The sequence below is a fragment of the Microbispora catharanthi genome, assembly GCF_006334915.2.
Lineage (GTDB): Bacteria > Actinomycetota > Actinomycetes > Streptosporangiales > Streptosporangiaceae > Microbispora > Microbispora catharanthi.
Map to the genome: position 1 here is coordinate 79034 of NZ_VDMA02000013.1, position 18935 is coordinate 97968.

The following is an 18935-nucleotide window of genomic DNA, read 5'->3' on the forward strand; positions in this document are numbered from 1 at the left end:
CCCTGAGGGAACCCCTAGGGAGCTCAGGAGACGTCGGCGGAATCGGCCGGGGCCGTCTCGGGGGTGGAGGCGCGGAACCAGCGGCAGCCATACCTGCCCATGGGGAAACGGGCCCGCCCGGAACCGGAGATCTCGACCGTGCCGTCCACCAGCAGGTCGGTCAGCACCTTGGACGAGTCGAGCCCGTCCAGCGCGATCTCCACCTCGACCTCGGCCTCGCTGAGGTTGTGCACGGCCACGACCGTCTCGCCGTCGCAGTCGGCCCGGTGGGCGAACACGGCGTCCACGCCGGCGTCGAGCACGGTGTACTCGCCCCACGCGAACTCCGGGCAGTCGCGGTAGTGCCGGATCAGCCGGGTGATCCACAACAGCAGCGAGTCGGGGTCGCGCTCCTGCGCGCTGACGTTGACCTTCTCGGGGCCGTAGTCCCCGGTGGGCATGGGTATCTGCACCTTCGAGGGGTCGGCGTCGCTGAAGCCGCCGTTGCGGTGCGGGGTCCACTGCATGGGTGTCCGGACGGCCTGGCGGCCCTCCAGCTCCAGGTTCTCCCCCATGCCGATCTCCTCGCCGTAGAAGAGCACCGGGGTGCCCGGCAGGGAGAACAGCAGGCTGTAGACCATCTTGATCCGGTCGACGTCGCCGCCCAGCATCGTGGGCAGGCGCCGGCGCAGACCCCGGCCGAACAGCTGCATGTTCTTGTCCGGGCCGAAGGCCGCGAAGACCTCCTCGCGCTCGGCGTCGCTCAGCTTGTCGAGCGTGAGCTCGTCGTGGTTGCGGACGAACGTCGCCCACTGGGAGTCCTTGGGGGCCTCGGGGCGCTCCCGCAGGGCGGCGGCCAGCGGGCCGGCGTCGTTGCGGGCCAGCGACAGGTACGTCCGCTGCATGGTGATGAAGTCGAAGCACATCGTGATCTCGTCACCGAGATCGTTGCCGAAGTATCGCACCAGGTCGTCGTACGGCAGGTTCACCTCGCCGAGGAGGATGGCGCTGCCGTCGCGGCGGCTGAGGAAGGCCCGCAGGCAGGCGAAGAACTCGTGCGGATCGGGCAGATCGCCGCTGTCGGTGACCTGCTCGACGAGGAACGGCACGGCGTCGACCCGGAAGCCCGAAAGGCCCAGCTCCATCCAGAACCCGAGGATCCGCGAGATCTCGTCCTGCACCTCGGGGTTGGCGGTGTTCAGGTCGGGCTGGAACCGGTAGAACCGGTGGAAGTAGTACTGCTCGGTCTTCTCGTCGTACTCCCAGAGGCTGTCCTCCTTGTCGGGGAACACGATGCCCTTGGGATCGTCGGGCTCCGGCTTGTCGGACCAGATGTACCAGTCCCGATAGCGGGAGTCCCGGCTGGAGCGCGCCTCCTTGAACCAGGGATGTTTGTCGGAGGTGTGGTTGACCACGAGATCGGCGATGACCCTGATGCCGCGATCCCTGGCGACCCGCATGAACTCGACGAAGTCGCCGAGCGTGCCCAGGCGCGGATCGACGCTGTAGAAGTCGGTGATGTCGTAGCCGTCGTCCTTGTCCGGCGTCGGGAAGAACGGCATCAGCCAGATGCACGTCACGCCCATCCGGTCGAGATGGTCGATGCGCTGGATCGCCCCCCTGAAGTCACCGATCCCGTCGCCGTTGCCGTCGGCGAAGGTCTCGATGTCCAGGCAGTACACGACCGCGTTTTTCCACCAGAGATCGGAGGTCATGCTCAGTCTCATGACCATTCCCGATGCCCGGCAAAGGAACGGCAAAACATCGGGCCCGCGCCGCCGGAGCGGCGCGGGCCGACGTGGTACCGCCGGCGCGGCCGGTCACGGCCGCGATGTCACCGTGCGTCACGTCCTAGAGCGGCGTGACCTGTTCGGCCTGCGGTCCCTTGTTGCCCTGAACGGTCACGTAGCTGACTCGCTGGTTCTGGTCCAGCGTCCGGTAACCGTTCGAAGTGATCGCCGAATAATGAACGAACACGTCAGCGGTGCCGTCGTCCGGAGCGATGAAACCGAAGCCCTTTTCGGCGTTGAACCACTTGACAGTGCCTTCAGACAACTGCTTCTCCTTCTTGGAAGCCACACCATGTTCCCAGGTCGAGAGCATGAGGCTGCGTAGCGGATTCATCGCGCGACCGCGTGAGACGCTGGGAATGCGCGTATATCCGCCGCCGGGACGAACCCGGGTGCGCTTTTTACAAACCATGTTTTCAGGAATTGTCCACTGCGACACTCGCAGCCTGTACGGAGAGTACCCGCGATTACCCGAGGCTATGCCGGTGCCGCCATATACCAGCGGGCGTGCCCGTCACCGCGCGTGAGCGAGTCGAGCCGCCGGGGCAGCTCCTGGCGGGAGAACGGGTCGCCGGAGGCGTTGCGGATATGGATGCCCACGGCGTACATGTCCCGCACCTCCATCAGCGTGCCGTAGCCGGGCCACAGCCGCAGGTCCGAGCCGTACGCGCGGGCGAACTCGTCCACGTCGGCCGCCGACAGGCCGAAGCGGCGCTGCCCGTGGTAGGTGTGCACCAGGTCCCACTCGCGCGGGCCGACGGCCACGCCGTCCCAGTCGCACAGCACCACGTGCCCGTCCTGGCAGCGCAGCAGGTTGTCGATCCAGGCGTCGCCGTGCAGCAGCACCGGCGGGCCGGTGTCCAGGTCGCGCCAGCGCCCGGTGAGCTCCTCGATGCGGTCGCTCAGCCAGGACCGCTGGCCGGCGGTGAGCACCTCGGCCCGATGCTCCACCGCGTGCCGCACCTCGGCGAGCGGGTCGGTGAGCGTCCGCAGGCCCACCGGCGGCACCGGCTCGCGGTGCAGGCTGCGCAGCACCCGGCCGAGCTGCCGGGTCGTCGGGCGGCCGCGGGAGGGGACGTACCGCCAGAACGTGACCACCCGGCCGTCGTGCACGATCGGCTGATCGGCGATCTCGTCGGCGGGCCGCACGGTCGGAAAGCCCCGGTCGGCGAGCCAGCGGGCGACCGCCACGACCACCGGCAGCCGGGTCAGCGCGTCCGGCGCGGTCGCGATCCGCACCACCATCTCCCCGCCCGCCATGTCCCCGCCCGCCATGTTCCCGCCCGCCATGTTCCCGCCCGCCATGTTCCCGCCCGCCATGTTCCCGCGCAGTTTGAAGACCGCGTTGCTGCGCAACCGCAGGAGCCGCGCGCCTCGCGCGTCCACCCCGATCTTCGCGCAGACCTCGCGCAGGACCTCGAACGCCTCCTCGGCCAGCGGTGCCGGCTCCATCGTCCTCATGGCGGTTTCAGGCGTTCTCGGCGTTCTCGGCGACGGGGAAGTCCGCAGCGGGGAACAGCCCGCTGAGGGCGAGCGTGGGCGACGACTCCGACAGCACCCGCCGCAGGCGCCGTACGGCGGGCAGCGCGGGGTCGGCGTCCGCCAGCAGGGCCCTGGCCCGGGTGACGACGATCGAGGTGCGGTGTTCCGCGGGCACCTGGCGCAGCGCGTCCGCGGCGATCCTGCACGCCTCCTCGTGGTCGCCGTGCCTGGCCAGGTGGCTCGCCTGGTCGAGCAGGATCAGCGCCGGGTCGATGGTCTGGAAACCCGGGGGGAACCCGTCGATGCCCTGCACCTGCAGGGCGTCCCCCAGCTCGATCAGCGTGCCGGTGCGGTAGAACTTCATCCGCTTCTCGGTGAAGACGAAGGCCAGGTCGTCCTGGCTGATGCCGCGCATGCGGGCGAAGATCTGCTCCGCCTCGGCAAGCGCGATCCTGGCGGCCTTGCCGTCCCCCATCCTGGCCAGCGCGCGCGCCTCGGCCGCCGCCGCGAGCGCCGCCGGCGAGCTGGGGGCCGAGCCGGCCAGCATCCGCGCCTCGCGGGCCAGCCGCACGGTCTCGTTCAGGTCGCCGTAGTAGTAGAGGAGCATGGTCTGCTGGGCCCGCACGAGCGCCCGCAGCCGCAGGTCGCCCACGTCGTCGGAGGCGGCGCGGGCGGTGCCGTACCAGGCGTGGGCCTGGCGGGTGTCGCCCAGCTTCATCAGCGCGTCGGCGGCGAGCAGGGTGAGCATCGTGGTCGCGGTGAGCAGGCGGCGCTGCACCGACGACGGCTGGCGGACCGCGCTCAGCCGGCGCACATCGGAGATCTCCAGCATGACCCGGCAGAGCATCGGCGTCGGCGGGGTCGTCATGTACTCCCTGCGGTAGCGCAGCACCTGCTCGTCCAGCCGGTCGAGCTGGTCCTCGCTCACCGTGCCCCCGGCCAGCGTGCGATCGAGGTCGTGGCGCAGGCCCTCGACCTCCGCGAAGAACCGGCCGCTCGGCGTGCCCATCAGCATCGCCTGGTGGAACAGCGCCCGGCGCTCCGCGTCGTCGGCGGCCGGGTCCTCGGCCCGGGCCTGCTCAGCGGTCTGGCCCGGGCCCACCACGACGATCTTCTGCCCGCCCTGGTCCTCGCAGTAGTCGGCGGCCAGGCCGAGCCGTACGGCGTTGGCCCGGTAGAGCCGGGCCAGCAGGTCGATGGTCTGGGGACGCGGGCGTGCCCGATTGTTCTCCCAGGCGTTCAGCAAATCGATGCTCGCGCGCGGGTGGCCGAGGTTCTGCTGCTCGCACAGGTGCTCCAGCTCCTCGATCGCCTGCCGGGCCGACCACCCGCGGCCGAGCCTGTGGGCCTTCAGCAGGCTGACGCCGCAGCACCCGTGGATCGCCTGGACGGTCTGCCAGAGCGTCCACTGCCGCACCTGTGCCTGTTCGCGCCAGCGACGCGCGCAAGCGGGTGAGTGCTCTCCGCGGGCCATGTGCACGCCCTCCACTGGTGAAGCGGTCCCCGTTTACGGTTGTTTCCCCAAGGTAAACGCGCAGGCACGCAACGCCCGAGACTGTTATGCCTTCGTGTTCGCGAACCCGCGTGTGTTCCACGGAATCCCGGTGAGTTCCCTGGTTATTGCACGGTTTCGGGGAATCGGGGCGATTGCCGGTGGGTCGTTGCGGGTTCACCCTTTCCGGTGATAGGTCCTGACGTTCCGGAGGCTGACCATGACGACGGTAGACCGCAGCGAGGCGATGGACCACCTGGAGCGGCTCGCCGCGCAGCTCGAGGCCCACTCCTTCCAGGTACGCCTGACCGCGCCGGCAGGCCTCTATCCCCGTCTGCGCGTCATCAACCCCATGGAGCCCACGATGGCCGAGGACGTGCTCGCGTCCAACGCCAGCGACGGCGAGTGGTGGTACTGGCTGTCCTGGGCCGGCCGGATCGGGCACGCCTCCGACGTGGTCACCGCCGCCGAACGCATCGCCAGCGTCCTCCACGTGATCCGTCGCTGAGTCAGGTCAGGCGAACTTGGACTCGGGGCGGTCCTGGAGGACGCCGTCGATGTACACGTCCACCTTCTCGTCGTAGAAGGCGACCAGCCCGGCGATCTTCTGCGACTCCGGGAGCGGCGTGGGATAGGACCAGACGAGGTCCTTGCCGGACTCGTCATCGCCGACCGACCAGTACACCGCGCGGCCCTTGTACGGGCAGTGCGTCACGGTCTCGGACGGGCGCAGCAGGTCCAGCCGCACGTCGGTCTTCGGCAGGTAGTAGCGCGGCGGCAGGCCGGTCTCGAACAGGATGCGCGGGCTGCGCGAGTCGGCGACCGTCACGCCGCCCACCTCCACGCGGACATGACGCGAGCTGGCCAGGACGTCCACCCGCGTGTACGGGTCGCGGGCGTGGACGAAGACCTCCTCGTCCTCCTCGAACCAGTTGTCCATCGCGTTCCAGTCGAAGCGGACGTGGCCCCGGATCTGATCCAGCGGCGCGTCGTCCCCGTACACCAGGGCGGCGCCCGCCCGGCCGGCGACGTCGTGGACCGCCGCGTCTCCCCTGCTGGGCGAGTGCCGCGTCTCCCCTGTGGCCTTCAGCTCCTCCACGCGGACGTCGTCCGCCGGGAAGTAGTACGTCGGGTAGTAGGGGACCTCCCAGACCAGCAGGGCCCGGGTGGTGTCGGCCACCGCCCGGCCCTCGACGTAGACACGCACGCGCTTGGCCGTCGTCTCCACCCGGACGCGGCCCCGTTTCGTCTGCTCCATGCCTGCGCCAACCAGCGGGCGGATCGCCCTTATTCCCCGGCCTCACAATCGCCATTTCCCGGTGTGCGGGGCGGGGTCGGCCCGCGCTATCGACAGCGAGCGGATAAGTCGCTTACCCTCGGCTAGGTGGGTCTTCGCCTTTACGATACGCATGGCCGCGCCGTCCGCGATTTCGCCCCCCGAATTCCCGGAACGGTGTCGATTTATCTCTGCGGTCCCACCGTCGTCGTTCCGCCGCATCTGGGACAGCTCAGGTCGCAGGTGAATTTCGACATCCTGCACCGCTGGCTGAAAAGCAGCGGATACGAGGTCCTGCTCTGCCGGAACGTCACCGACATCGAGGACAAGATAATTCACCGGGCCATTTCCGAGGGAGTTCCGTGGTGGCGGATCACCGATCCCGTCCACCGCGCCTTCGTCCGCACGTACACCGCCCTGGGATGCCTTCCGCCCAGCGTGGAACCGTGGGCGACGGGACACATCCCGGAGATGGTCGAGATGGTGGAGCAGCTCGTCGCATCCGGGCACGCCTACGAGTCCGACGGCAACGTCTATTTCTCGGTCGGCTCCTACCCGCATTACGGGTCCCTCTCCCGGCAGCAGGCCAGGCATCTGCGAGCGGCCGAGGAAAACGAGCACGGAAAGCGCGATCCGCGCGATTTCGCGCTGTGGAAGAGCGCCAAACCCGGCGAGCCGGTGTGGAACTCCCCCTGGGGCGAGGGGCGCCCGGGGTGGCATCTGGAATGTTCCGCGATGGCCCGCCGATATCTGGGCGCCGAATTCGACATCCACGGCGGCGGAGCCAATCTGATATTTCCGCACCACGAGAACGAGATGGCCCAGTCGCGGGCCGCCGGGGATTCGTTCGCACGCTTCTGGCTGCACAACGGGCCGGTGACGCACCGGGGCGAGAAGATACGCAAACATCTCCGCAATCCGCTGGCCGTCCCGGCCCTGCTCGACCGCGTACGGCCGGCCGAACTCCGCTATTACCTGGCGGCGGCCCATTACCGGTCGCCGGTGGAATTCAGCCCCGACGCCCTGGACGAGGCGGCGGCGGCCTACCGGAGGGTCGAGAGGTTCGTGCTGCGGGTGGCCTCCGACGCCGCCGCATCCCTTCCCCCGCAGTTCAGCGAGGCCATGGACAACGACCTGAACGTGCCTCAGGCCCTCGCGGCCGTCCACGGCGCGGTGGCCGAAGGCAACGCCGCACTGGCGTCCGGAGATCGCCGGCGGGCGGCCGGGAAATGCCGATCGGTCCGGGCCATGCTGAATGTGCTCGGCCTCGATCCGCTCAGCGACACCTGGCATCGGGAAACGCATCTGCAGGAAGTCGCGGGGGCCGTACTCCGGGTGGTGCGTAATCTCGCCGCCGCCAGTGCCCGGCAGGGAGATCACGAACGCGCGCGGATCATGGAGCAGCACATCGAGAGGGCGCTCGCTAAACGGCGCCAAATCGAGCATGCCGCGCTTATCAGATAGATCTTGACGCCCGGCCCGGAGTGAACGCTCACATCCCGGCGGGGTCCGGCCTCTCTGGGCACGGACACGACCACGGCGTGCGAGCAGCCCCGACGGGCAGTCTGCGACGCGGGGGTGACCGACGGGCGCACGTTACAAGAACAAGAACTGACGCGCGGAGGATAATTTCGGCCAATTCATGGGAATCATGACGGCACCAGCTGACGGACACCGCCGAAAGGAGGGCCCCGATGAAGAAGGTGCAGATCGTGCCGCGACCGCGGCCACCGAGAACTCCCGCTCCGATGGACCTGCGCACCCCCTCGGGAAGGGTCCTCCCCTACTAGACCCCGCTTCTTGGACCCCGGTGGCCCGGATCAGCTTCTGGCCAGCTCGTAGCAGTGGGCGAAACCCTCCAGGACGGCGGGCCAGGAGCACCGGACCGGCTCCGTCTCCCTGTTGTGCTCGGCGATCGACTGACGCAGGGCGGAGTCGCGGGCCAGCCGTGCGACCGAGGCGACGAGATCGTCGAACGTGCGGCCCAGCAGGCCCTCCTTGCCCGGCCTGACGAAGTCGGCCACGCCGCTCTGCGCCCGCGCCACCACCGGCACGCCGGCCGCGCGGGCCTCCAGCGCGGCCAGGCCGAACGACTCACGCGGAGCCGGGGCCACGAACACGTCGGCCACGGCCAGCAGGTCCTTGATCTGCTCCCGGCTGTACCTGCCCGGCAGCGACACCCAGCCCATCCGGCGCGCCCGCAGGTAGCGCTCCATACGCCCGCGGGCCGGGCCGTCGCCCACGATCGTCGCGCGCATCGCGATGTCCTTCGGCACCCGGGTGCGCACCGTCTCCAGCAGCTTCAGCAGCCGCAACGGCTGCTTGCGCGGCGCCAGTCTGCCGACCGCCACCACATGGACGACGTCGTCCACCGGCCCGTCCCCCGCGTCCCGTACGGAACTGTGCCGTTCGGAACTGTGCCGTACCGAACCGGGCTCGGGCCGCCACGCGGTCACGTCCAGGCCGTTCGACACCACCTGTACGGGCACGCGGGGCCCGGCCACGGCGCGGATGGGGCGCGCGGCGGCCTCGCTGACGGCGGTGAGGACCAGGCCCCAGCGCCGCCACTCGAACGCCGCCTGCAGCGCACGGTAGACGCCACGGGTGACCGGATCCCACATGCTGTGGACGGTCGCGACCACCGGCAGCCCGGACCGGACCGCCGCGCGCACTCCCATCCACGCGAACGGCGAGACCGCCCCCGTGTGGACGTGCACCACGTCGAACCGTCCGCTCCTCATGATCCGGAGAAGGTGGGCCGTGCCGCGCGGATGGACCGGCAGGTCGAAGGGGAGGTTCGCGACCACCCGGTGCACCCCGGGCAGCTGCTCCCCCGGCGTCGCCGTCACCACCTCGACCGTGTGGCCCGCCTCCCGCTGGGCCCTGACGAGGTCGGCGACCTGCACCTCGATCCCTCCGAGCCGCGGCAGGTAGCAGTCGCTGACGTGAAGAATCCTCACCGGGTCAGCCTGGCAGAGCACGCCACGCCCATCAAACCGCACGCCTATTCAGACTGCTCACGGGGAGGGCGACGTCGCGCGACCTGGGCCACGTGGGATCATGGGCGGAACTGGCCGCGACGGCAGCCGCGACGGCAGCCGCGATGGCGCTGACGAGTGGAGCACGCGATGACGACGTTCCGTGGGGCGCGATGAGGACGGCGGTGTTCTTCCACGCCCATCCCGACGACGAGGCGCTGCTGACCGCCGGGACCATGGCCATGCTGGCCAACGAGGGGCATCGCGTGGTGCTCGTCGTCGCGACGGCCGGCGAGCGCGGCCTCGCCGACCTCCCCCACGGCGAGGAGCTGGGCAGAGCCCGCATGGACGAGCTGCACCGCTCGGCCGCGGCCCTGGGCTGCGCCCGGGTCGTGCTGCTCGGCTACGGCGACTCCGGCCTGGCCATCGACGGCGGCGTGGCCGACGACCGGCCGGACAACGCGTTCATCGACGCCGACATCGAGGAGGCCGCGCAAGGGCTGGCCTCGGTGCTCAAGGAGGAGGCCGCCGACCTGCTCACGATCTACGACCCGGCCGGCGGCTACGGCCACCCCGACCACGTGCAGGTCTACCGGGTCGGAAGCCGGGCCGCGGAGATCGCCGGGACGCCCATCGTGCTGGAGGCGACGGTCGACCGCGACCTGCTGCTGAAAGGCGTACGGCTGGCCTCCCGGTTCTACCCGGCGATCGACGTGCGGAGCTTCGAGCGGGCCTACTCGCCCCGCGACGCGATCACCCATCGGGTCAACGTGCGCAAGTACGCCAAGGCCAAGCGGGCGGCGATGGCGGCCCACGCCAGCCAGGCCACCGGCGGCGCGGGCGACCGCACGCTGGGCGCGATGCTGAAGATCCCCGGGTTCGCCTACCGCTTCGTCTTCGGCACCGAGTGGTACGTACGCCGCGGCCTGCCCCGCGGCACCCGCCTGCGGCATCCCTTCGACGGCAGTCCGCAGGCCACCCCCTAAGGGGCGTGATCCTCCGCCAGGAGGATTCGGCCGCCCCCGGGGCCCGGCAGACTGGAGGGGACCGACACCGGACTGGGGGCGTACGCGGGTGAACAGGAAGTGGCTGCAGATCGCGCTGTCTGTGGTCTCGCTCGGGCTGGCCGCGGCGCTGGTGCTCTATCTCCCGGAGATCGTGCACACGCTGACCGGCGCCACCGTGAGCTGGACGGAGATCGGGCACCAGTTCGGCGGTCTCGGATGGCAGACGATCGCGCTGATGACCGTCCTGTGGCTGGCGAGCCTGTGGGCGTACACGTTCGTGATGACCTCCGCGCTGCCCGGCCTCACGCACACGCAGGCGCTCACGCTCAACGCGGCGGGAAGCGCGGTCAGCAACCTGCTGCCGTTCGGCGGCGCGGCGGGCGTGGCCCTGACGTTCGGCATGACCCGCGGCTGGGGCTTCGCCAACCGGCCGATCGTCGTCTACACGCTGGTCACCGGCATCTGGAACTCGCTGTTCCGGTTCATCCTGCCCGCCGTGGGGATCGTGTGCCTGCTGATGGCGGGCAAGGCCACCAATCCCACGGTCGCCAAGGCGGGCTGGGTCGGGGCCGTCTCGATCCTCGTCCTCGTCGCCGTCGTCGCCACGGCGCTGTACTGGGACCGCGCGGCCGCCGTCCTCGGCCGCGTCCTCGACGGGCTCGTACGGCTCGCGCCCCGGCGGTTCCGCCCGGCGGAGCACGCGGCGTCGGCGGCGATCGAACGGCTGCGCAGGGACACGGCCGACATCATCCACAGCCGGTGGGCGGGCCTGTCGCTCGGGATGGTCGCCTTCCTCGTCCTGCAGTGCCTGATCATGGCCGCCTGCCTGGTCGCCACCGACTCGTACCCGGGACCGGCCGAGACCGTCGCCGTCTTCGCGCTCAGCCGCGTCCTCACCACCGCCCTCGTCACGCCCAGCGGAGCGGGGATCATGGAGGGGGGCGTCGCCACGCTGCTGATCGGGGCGTTCGGCCAGCCCGCCGGCGGGGCCACCGCGGCCGCCGTGCTGTTCGGCTTCTGGACCTACACCATCGAGATCCCCTGGGGCGGGCTCGCGCTCGGCGGATGGGCCCTGCTGCGCAGGCGGGAGACCCGCGCCGCGAACGCGGAGGCGGAATCGGCCGCCTCCCCGCACCGCACCCGGGTCCGCTGATCAACTGCGGGTCACCCTGCCGATCTCCTACACTCGCGGGGCGAGAAGGTGAGGGTGTCCGGGTTGGTGAATGCCTTGTGCCCCTTCGCGGGCGCGCATACGGTGACGCCTGAGATAGGACGACCAGCGGCGGCCGGCAGGCACGACGCACGACAGCGGAGGAGCGCCCGATGACCCCCCCGACGAGCCCGGTGACGTTCCGGGTCCTCGGTCCGGTGGGGGCGCACGACGGCACCGACGAGCTCGACCTGGGCGGGCTGCGGCAGCGCGCCGTGCTGGCCCGCCTGCTCGTGGCGCGCGGCCAGGTCGTGCCCGTGGACACCCTGCTGTTCGACCTGTGGGACGACGACACCGCCAAGGGCGCCCAGTCGGGGTTGCAGGTCTACATCTCCCGGCTGCGCCGCGTGCTTGAGCCCAACCGCCCGCGCGGCGGGCCCAACCGCCTGCTCGTGACCGTCGCGTCGGGGTACGCCCTGCGCGCCGCCCCGGAACAGGTGGACGCGCTCCGCTTCGAGGCCATGGTCCGCTCGGCCGGGGAGCGGCTGGAGGAGAGCCCCCAGGCCGCCCGGGCCCGGCTGGACTCGGCGCTCGCGCTGTGGCAGGGCACGCCGTACTCGGACTTCGCCGACCAGTCCTGGGCGGAGGCGGAGGTGGCGCGGCTGAGCGAGCTGCGCCTGGTGGCCAGGGAGCGGCACGCCGACGCCGGGCTGCGGATGGGCCTGCACGCCGAGACCGTGCCCGACCTGGAGGCGCTGACCACCGAGCACGCCCTGCGCGAGGAGGGCTGGCGGCTGCTCGCGCTCGGGCTGTACCGGTGCGGGCGGCAGGGCGACGCGCTCGCCGCGCTGCGCCGGGCCCGCACGATCCTGTCCGACGAGCTGGGCATCGACCCCGGGCCGGCGCTGCGGAAGCTGGAGTCGGACATCCTGGCCCAGGACCCCGGGCTCGACCTCGTGCTCCCCGCGCCCCGGCGGCCCGCCGAGATCACCGCGACCTGGCCGCCCCGGCCGCTCGCCACCGGCGACGCCCCGCCGCTGGAGCCCGAGCCGTTCGTCGGGCGCGACGCCGAACTGGCCGCGCTCGCCGCCGCCGCGCCCCGCGCCCAGGCGGGCCGGTTCACGGTCACCGTCGTCAGCGGCGATCCCGGCGCGGGGAAGACCACACTGGTGCGGCGGCTGTTCGAGCGGCTGGAGGGCGACGGCTGGATAGGGGCGACCGGTGGCTGCCCCGACAGCACGGCGACCCCGCCCGGCTGGGCCTGGGTCGAGGTGCTGCGCGCCCTGGTCGCCCGCAGGGGCGCGGGCGAGTACGCCGCGCTGCTGGCGCCGCTGCTCGACGACGCCGCTCCCGACATCGCCGACGACGAGGCGTCGGGCGGCTTCCGGCTGCACCGGGCCGTCGGCGGCTACCTGTCGGCCGTGGCGCGCGAGGCCCCGCTGCTGATCCTCCTGGAGGACCTGCACTGGGCCGACGACCAGACGCTCGCGCTGCTGCGCGCGCTGCCCAGCCTGCTCGCGGCCAGCCGCGTGCTCGTCGTGGTGACCTGCCGCGACGGCGAGCTGAACGACCAGCAGCAGGACGTGCTGGCCGCGCTGGCCCGGCTCGACCCCGTACGCGTGGGGCTCGGCGGCCTCGACGACGCCGCGGTGGCGGAGCTCGTCCGGGCGACCTGCGTGCACGACGTGGACGACGAGGTCGTCAGCACGATCGTCGAGCGGGCCGGGGGCAACCCGTTCTTCGTCAAGGAGACGGCCCGGCTGTTCGAGGCCGAGGCCGACATCTCCGAGGTGCCCTCGGGCGTGCGCGACGTGCTGCGGCGGCGGATCGCCCGGCTGCCCGAGCGGGCCCAGCAGGTGTTGCTGCAGGCCGCCGTGATCGGCCGCGATGTGGACGTGGACGTCCTGGTCGATGTGTCCGGCGACGAGGACGCCGTGGTGGACGCGGTCGAGGCGGCGCTGCTCGCCGGGCTGGTGACCGAGCCGGGCCCCGGCCTGCTCAGGTTCGACCACGACCTGGTCAGGGACACGCTCTACTCGGACGCCTCCCGGTTGCGCCGCTCGCGCCTGCACGCCGCGGTCGCCTCGGTGATCGAGCAGCGCAGCCCGAACGACGTGGCCGCGCTGGCCCACCACTACGACGCGGCGGGCACGGTGGAGACCGCCGCGAAGGCCGTACGGTACGCCGGGCTGGCGGCCGAGCAGGCCGAGCGCAGGTTCGCCCACCGGGAGGCCGCGACGCTCTGGCAGCAGGCCATCGCCGCCTTCGACCGTGCCGCCACAGGCCGGGCTCACACAGGCCGGGCCCACGCGGGCCGTGGCTCGGTACGCGACCGGCTGGAGCTTCAGCTGCGGATGATCAGGGCGCTGGCACTGTGCGGGGACATGACCGCCGCCCGCGCGCACCGGGGGGAGGCGATGTCGGTCGCGCTGCCCCTCGGCGATCTGGAGCTGACCGCCCGGGTCGCGGCGGCGCTCGCGGTGCCGCACAAGGGCATCGCCCGCGACTTCACGCGCACGGCCTGGGAGATCGTCGACGTCACCGAGAAGGCGCTGGTCGAGCTGCCGCAGGGCGAGCAGTCGCTGCGGGCCAGCCTGCTCGCGACGCTGGCCCTGGAGCTGGAGGGGTCGGCCACCGAGCGCGGCTACCAGGCGTCGCTGGAGGCCGAGGAGCTGGCCAGGTCGAGCGGCGACCCCGCGCTGCTGGCGATGGCGCTCAGCGGGCGGCTGCGGCAGTCGTACACGCTGACGCAGGTCGACGAGCGCGAGACCATCGGCCGTGAGCTGCTGCGGGTCGGGGCGGAGTCGGGCCAGATCTCGGTGCAGACGCTGGCGCACCTCGTGCTGCTGGAGTGCGCGGCGGCCCGCGGCGACTTCGCCGAGGCCGACGAGCACCTCGCGCAGGCCGAACGCCTCGGGCGGCAGTACGCCCTGCCCGCCCCCGCGGCCGTCGGGGCGTGGTACGCCGGGCAGCGGTTGATGATCACCGGTGACTACGCGGGGGCCGAGCGGGCCTACCGGAACGCGGCACGGCTGACCGCGCGGGCCGGCATGCTCGAAGGCCGCCAGGACCTGCCGCTGATCGCCACGTTCTGCCTGCACCTGGTGGACGGGCGGGCCGCCGAGATGACCGAGCCGCTGGGCGAGGCCCACCAGCGCGGCGCGAAGTGGACGCTCGACGCGTACGCCGTGGCGCTCGCCTCGGCCGGGCACGTGAGGGACGCCCAGGTGGTGGCAGCGAGCCGGGAGCCGGTCCGCACCGACTTCCTCTACGAGCTCGCCCTCATCTGGCGGGCGCTCGCCGGGATGCTGCTGGACGACGAGGGCCGGATGCGGGAGGCATACGAGAAGCTGGCGCCGTTCCGCGACCGCATCGCCGGGGCGGGCACCGGCGTGGTCGCCCTGTGGCCGGTGGCGAAGACGCTCGGCGACCTCGCCGTACGGCTCGGCCTGCCGGCCCGCGACCACTACGAGAAGGCGCTGGCCGTGGCCGAGCGGGTGGGTGTGCCCCGCTGGGTCGCCGAGGCGCGCGGGGCGCTCGCGAACAGATGAGCGAGCAGAGGAGGCAGGGAGAGGACGGATCGATCGCCGGTTGACATTCGCGTGCAATCAGCGCGATCCGGGGCGCTAAGGTGAGGCTTGCCTAAATGACTGCCCCGATGACCGGCGGTGAGAGCACGTGCGGATCCCTGACCCTACGGCCGCCTCCGTGTTCGGCCTCCCCCTGTGGCTGGTCGTCGCGGTCGGCGCGGTCGCCCTGTTCGGCGCGTTCCAGGTGTACTACTGGGTCGGCCGCAGGCTCGGCGAGGCGCTCTACCGCTCGCGGATGGGCCGCAGGATCGGCCGGGAGCGGATTGAGCGCGTGGAGAACGTGGTGCGCCGGTGGGGCGCGCTCGCCGTCTACGGCTGCTTCTGGGTGCCGGGCCTGCGGCACACGCTGCCGTGGGTCGCGGGGGCGCTGCGGGTGAACTACCGCTGGTATGTGGTGGCCAGCGCGCTCGGCTGCCTGACCTGGGTGCCGGTCGCCTCCTTCGGCCTCTACTCGCTCCTGTGGGCCTGGCTGTCGCTGGCGGCCCGGTCCCCCGCGCTGGCGGCCGCCGTCGTCGCCGTCGCGGCCCTGGCGGTCGCCCTCCTCGTACGGCGCCGCAGGAGGAGGGGCGGGAACGGGGACGCGCCCGCCGCACCCGAAGCCGTGCGATCATGTCGGGATGCGTAACGGGGTACTCATCGCGCTGGCCGCCGCCCTCGTCACGGCAGGGACCGCGGCCGCGCCCGCTCAGGCCGCTGAAGCGCCCTCGGTCACGGCCAGGGAGGCCTACCTGGTGGACACCACGGAGGGAACGGTCCAGTTCGCCAAGCGCGAGACGCGCCGCGTGCCGGTCGCGAGCCTGACCAAGGTCATGACCGCCTACGTGGTGCGGCGGCAGGCCCGGCTGGACGACGTGGTGACCATCACCAAGGCCGACGTACGGCACGCGACGGCGGGCGGCGCCACGACGGCGGGCCTGCGGGCGGGCGAGCGGCTCACGGTGCGTGACCTGCTCTACGGGCTCATGCTCCCCTCGGGGGCGGACGCCGCCCACGCCCTGGCCGAGCGGTACGGCCCGGGGACGGCGAAGTTCGTCGCCAAGATGAACGACGCGGCGCGGGCTCTCGGCCTGCGCGACACCCGCTACGCCAACCCCGACGGGCTGCCGTCGAAGGGGTATTCCACCGCCCGCGACCAGGCGACGCTGGCCGTGGCGGCGCTGCGCGACCCCGTGATCGCGTCCATCGCCAGGACGCCCAAGCGGGTGGCCGGGAAGTCGGCCCTCCACCGGGCGCACGTGTGGCGCAACACCAACGACCTGCTGGACGACGGCGCGGTGGGGCTGAAGACCGGCTTCACCAACCAGGCCGGCTACTGCCTGTCGTTCGCCGCCGTCCGGGACGGGCGCACGTACGTCGGGGTCGTGCTGGGCGAGCGCAGCGACAAGGCGAGGTTCGCCACGGCACGCAAGCTGCTCGACTGGGTCGGCCAGGACACCGGCGAGAGTGCCGAGGCGGGGGCCGGGGTCACGCTCCCCTGAGCAGGCCGTGACAGGCGACGGCCGCGGCGGCCACCACGTTCAGGGAGTCGACGCCGAGGTCCATCGCCCGCGGGCTCATCGGGATGCAGACGGGCTGGTCGGCCTCGTGCAGCCAGTGGGACGACAGCCCGTCGCCCTCCGAGCCGAGCATCAGCGCGACCCGGCCGGACAGCGGGGCCTTGTCCAGCGGCACCGCCGACTGGTCGGGCGTGAGCGCCAGCAGGCGGAACCCGGCCGCCCTGATCTCCGCCAGACCGCCGTGCCAGTCGGTCATCCGGGCGTACGGGATCGCGAACACCGCCCCCATCGACACCTTGACGGCCCTGCGATAGAGGGGGTCGGCGCAGCGCGGTGACAGCACGATCGCGCCGACGCCGAGCGCCGCCGCGCAGCGGAAAATCGCCCCCACGTTGCCGTGGTCGACCAGGTCCTCCAGGACGAGGATCCGCGACCCCGCGTCCGCGAGGAGTTCGCCGACCGGGGGTAGCGGGGTGCGCTCCATCGCGGCGAGCGCGCCCCGGTGCACCTGGAAGCCGGTGATCCCCTCCATCACCCGGTCGGAGACCACATAGACGGTGGCCTCCTCGACGACGTCGGCCAGCGCGTCGAGCCACTTGGCCGTGGTCAGCACCGAGCGCACCGGATGGCCCGCGCCGATCGCCCGCCGGATGACCTTCTCGCCCTCGGCGACGAACAGCCCGCGCTCGCTCTCGACACTCTTGCGCAGATCGACGTCGCGCAGCCGCACGTAGTCCGACAGGCGCGGATCGGCGGCGTCCTCGACCGGGATGACCACGGGCCAAGGCTACGGCCTGCGAGGGGGACTCCCGCACATCAGGCGCAAGTTATGACTTTTGCCAGTATCGTTCCGTAAACCTGTTACGGCCAGTCGACATCGGAGAGAGCACCGTGGGCGGACGGCACCGCACAGACGAACTCGATGGCGGCTTCGACCCCCAGTACGAGCCCCCGCCGCCGCCGCGGCGGCGGGCCGGGCGGGGGACGGTGTTCGTCCCGCTGGCCGGCGCGGTCGCCCTGGCCGTGCTCCTCGGCGTCGCCGCGTACGTGGTGGTGAACAAGAGCCCGGGCTGCGCCGGCGAGAAGGTCAAGCTCTCGGTCGTCGCCGCGCCCGACATCCAGCCCGCCGTTCAGAAGATCGCCACCAGGTTCGGCAAGTCGGGCAAGGCCCTCGACGGCAAGTGCGTCGCCGTCACGGTCAAGGCCGCCGAGCCGGCCGACGTCGCCAACGCGATGGCGGGCACCGGTCCCACCAGCGGCAAGCTGGACCCCGACCTGTGGATCCCCGACTCCAGCCTGTGGCTGAGCGGCGTCAAGGACGCGCCGGAGCCCGCCGGGAACGCCGCGAGCACCCCCGTCGTGCTCGCCGCGTCCAAGACCGGCGCGGACAAGCTCCAGTCGGCCTTCAGCCCGAGCTGGACCGGCCTGATGAGCGCGGCGAACGCCGCCAACCCCGACGGCCTGGCGCGGAAGGTGCGCGTGCTCGCGCTCGATCCCACGCAGAACGCCGCCGGCCTCGGCGCGCTGCTCGCCGGGGCCGCCGTGCTCAAGCAGGGAGGCGGCAGCGAGGAGACGCTCGTCGGCGTGCTGCGCCAGTTGTCGGAGTCCACCGTGTCGACCCCCGACAGCATGTTCGCCACGCTGACCAAGGCCGCGGCCCGCATCCCGGTCGGCGTGACGTCCGAGCAGGCCGTGTGGTCGTACAACACGACGACGACCCCCTCGAACCCGGCGGTCGCGCTCTATCCGGCCGAGGGCACGATCAGCCTCGACTACCCGATCATCGTCACGGCGAAGGACGCCACGACGCGCAAGGCGGCGCAGGCCCTGGCGACCGAGGTCACCTCGCCCAACGGCAGGAAGACCGTCCAGGACTACGGCTTCCGCGCGCCCGACGGCAAGGGCGGCAGCCTGCTGAAGCCCGACAACGGCGTGAACGCGAAGAAGCCGGCCGCGATCCCGCTGCCGGACGCCGCGACCGTCACCCGCCTCTCGCAGGCGTGGCACCAGATCAAGCTCGGCACCAGGCTGCTCTCCCTCATCGACATCTCCGGGACCATGGCGCTGCCCGCCGACAAAACCGGTGTGAGCCGGATGCGCGCGATCAGCGACCTCACCGTCGAGGGCCTGAAGCTCTTCCCGGACAAGGCCGAGATGGGCATCTGGGCCTTCTCCGACAACCTGCGCGGCGAGGGCGTTGACTGGAAGCCCGTCGTGCAGATCGGGCCGCTGGCCCAGCAGGTCAACGGGGTGACCCGCCGCGAAATGATCGCGCAGGCACTGCGTCAGGCGAAGGCCATTCCCACGGGCAACACCGGCCTGAACGACACCCTGTGGGCCGCCTACCAGAAGATGACCAAGGAGTACGAGCCCGACAAGGTCAACACGATCCTGCTGTTCACCGACGGCGTCGGCAACGACGACCCGAACGGCGGCGTCTCCAACGCCGAGATCCTGCGCAAGCTGAAGGACGCCTACGACCCCAAGCGGCCGGTGAGCATCCTGATCATCTCGTTCAACACGCAGAAGGACGAGGACCGGACGCAGATGACCTCCATCGCCAAGGCGACCGGCGGCGCCGCCTACTTCCCGCAGACGGTCCTGGAGATCCGCAACATCTTCCTCAAGGGCATCGCGCGCCGCCTCCAGTAACATCCGCACCTGTTTTCCCAGGTCATGCCGGTTGGGCATGACA

At 71.6% G+C, this 18935-nt stretch carries 15 protein-coding genes; 8 read left to right on the top strand and 7 right to left on the bottom strand.

Annotation, left to right across the window (positions count from 1 at the left end):
- Window positions 1-23: 23 nt before the first annotated feature.
- From FH610_RS23725 to FH610_RS23740, 4 genes are all read right to left on the bottom strand, one after another.
- Window positions 24-1694: an alpha-amylase family protein gene (locus tag FH610_RS23725; RefSeq protein ID WP_240809150.1), complete on the bottom strand. Its 1671-nt coding sequence runs from the start codon at window positions 1692-1694 to the stop codon at window positions 24-26.
- Window positions 1695-1830: 136 nt separating this feature from the next.
- A complete protein-coding gene (locus FH610_RS23730) occupies window positions 1831-2034 on the bottom strand; it encodes a cold-shock protein (protein ID WP_030511616.1) in 204 nt (67 codons plus the stop codon).
- A 212-nt stretch (window positions 2035-2246) separates the two neighbouring features.
- A complete protein-coding gene (locus tag FH610_RS23735) occupies window positions 2247-3221 on the bottom strand; it encodes a phosphotransferase enzyme family protein (protein WP_205825999.1) in 975 nt (324 codons plus the stop codon).
- Window positions 3222-3237: 16 nt separating this feature from the next.
- Window positions 3238-4725 carry an NsdA family TPR-like regulatory protein gene (locus FH610_RS23740; protein ID WP_205826000.1) on the bottom strand — a complete coding sequence of 496 codons (1488 nt, stop codon included), beginning with the start codon at window positions 4723-4725 and terminating at the stop codon, window positions 3238-3240.
- Window positions 4726-4963: 238 nt separating this feature from the next.
- Between FH610_RS23740 and FH610_RS23745 the strand changes: the two genes are divergently transcribed.
- Window positions 4964-5251, top strand: coding sequence for a hypothetical protein (locus FH610_RS23745; protein ID WP_079315904.1), 288 nt, complete (start codon window positions 4964-4966; stop codon window positions 5249-5251).
- Between the two features lie 6 nt (window positions 5252-5257).
- On the opposite strand, the gene FH610_RS23750 is transcribed toward FH610_RS23745, so the two are convergent.
- Window positions 5258-6001 carry a DUF427 domain-containing protein gene (locus FH610_RS23750; RefSeq protein WP_139576842.1) on the bottom strand — a complete coding sequence of 248 codons (744 nt, stop codon included), beginning with the start codon at window positions 5999-6001 and terminating at the stop codon, window positions 5258-5260.
- A gap of 126 nt (window positions 6002-6127) precedes the next feature.
- Between FH610_RS23750 and cysS the strand changes: the two genes are divergently transcribed.
- The gene (cysS, locus tag FH610_RS23755) at window positions 6128-7483 is read left to right on the top strand and encodes a cysteine--tRNA ligase (RefSeq protein WP_139576843.1); all 1356 of its coding nucleotides are present in this window, start codon (window positions 6128-6130) and stop codon (window positions 7481-7483) included.
- Window positions 7484-7839: 356 nt separating this feature from the next.
- Here cysS and FH610_RS23760 read toward each other — a convergent pair whose 3' ends face one another.
- A complete protein-coding gene (locus FH610_RS23760) occupies window positions 7840-8979 on the bottom strand; it encodes a glycosyltransferase family 4 protein (protein WP_139576844.1) in 1140 nt (379 codons plus the stop codon).
- 92 nt (window positions 8980-9071) lie between these two features.
- On the opposite strand from FH610_RS23760, the gene FH610_RS23765 reads away from it, so the two are divergent.
- The 5 genes from FH610_RS23765 (at window position 9072) to FH610_RS23785 (ending at window position 16222) form a co-directional block, all read left to right on the top strand.
- A complete protein-coding gene (locus FH610_RS23765) occupies window positions 9072-9983 on the top strand; it encodes a PIG-L deacetylase family protein (protein WP_240809151.1) in 912 nt (303 codons plus the stop codon).
- Between the two features lie 88 nt (window positions 9984-10071).
- Entirely contained in the window at window positions 10072-11157 is a 1086-nt protein-coding gene (locus FH610_RS23770; RefSeq protein ID WP_139576845.1) for a lysylphosphatidylglycerol synthase domain-containing protein, read from the top strand.
- A gap of 170 nt (window positions 11158-11327) precedes the next feature.
- The gene (locus FH610_RS23775; RefSeq protein ID WP_139576846.1) at window positions 11328-14705 is read left to right on the top strand and encodes an ATP-binding protein; all 3378 of its coding nucleotides are present in this window, start codon (window positions 11328-11330) and stop codon (window positions 14703-14705) included.
- A gap of 127 nt (window positions 14706-14832) precedes the next feature.
- Entirely contained in the window at window positions 14833-15369 is a 537-nt protein-coding gene (locus FH610_RS23780; RefSeq protein WP_139576847.1) for a DedA family protein, read from the top strand.
- The gene (locus FH610_RS23785; protein ID WP_139576848.1) at window positions 15362-16222 is read left to right on the top strand and encodes a D-alanyl-D-alanine carboxypeptidase family protein; all 861 of its coding nucleotides are present in this window, start codon (window positions 15362-15364) and stop codon (window positions 16220-16222) included. The genes FH610_RS23780 and FH610_RS23785 overlap by 8 nt, the downstream gene beginning before the upstream one ends.
- Here FH610_RS23785 and FH610_RS23790 read toward each other — a convergent pair.
- Window positions 16209-17018 (bottom strand): TrmH family RNA methyltransferase, encoded by an 810-nt coding sequence (locus FH610_RS23790; RefSeq protein ID WP_139576849.1) that lies wholly within the window; start codon window positions 17016-17018, stop codon window positions 16209-16211. The two genes, FH610_RS23785 and FH610_RS23790, sit on opposite strands and share 14 nt — an antisense overlap.
- A 113-nt stretch (window positions 17019-17131) precedes the next feature.
- Between FH610_RS23790 and FH610_RS23795 the strand changes: the two genes are divergently transcribed.
- On the top strand, window positions 17132-18892 hold the full coding sequence (locus FH610_RS23795; protein ID WP_139576850.1) for a substrate-binding and VWA domain-containing protein: 1761 nt from the start codon (window positions 17132-17134) through the stop codon (window positions 18890-18892).
- Window positions 18893-18935 lie beyond the last annotated feature (43 nt).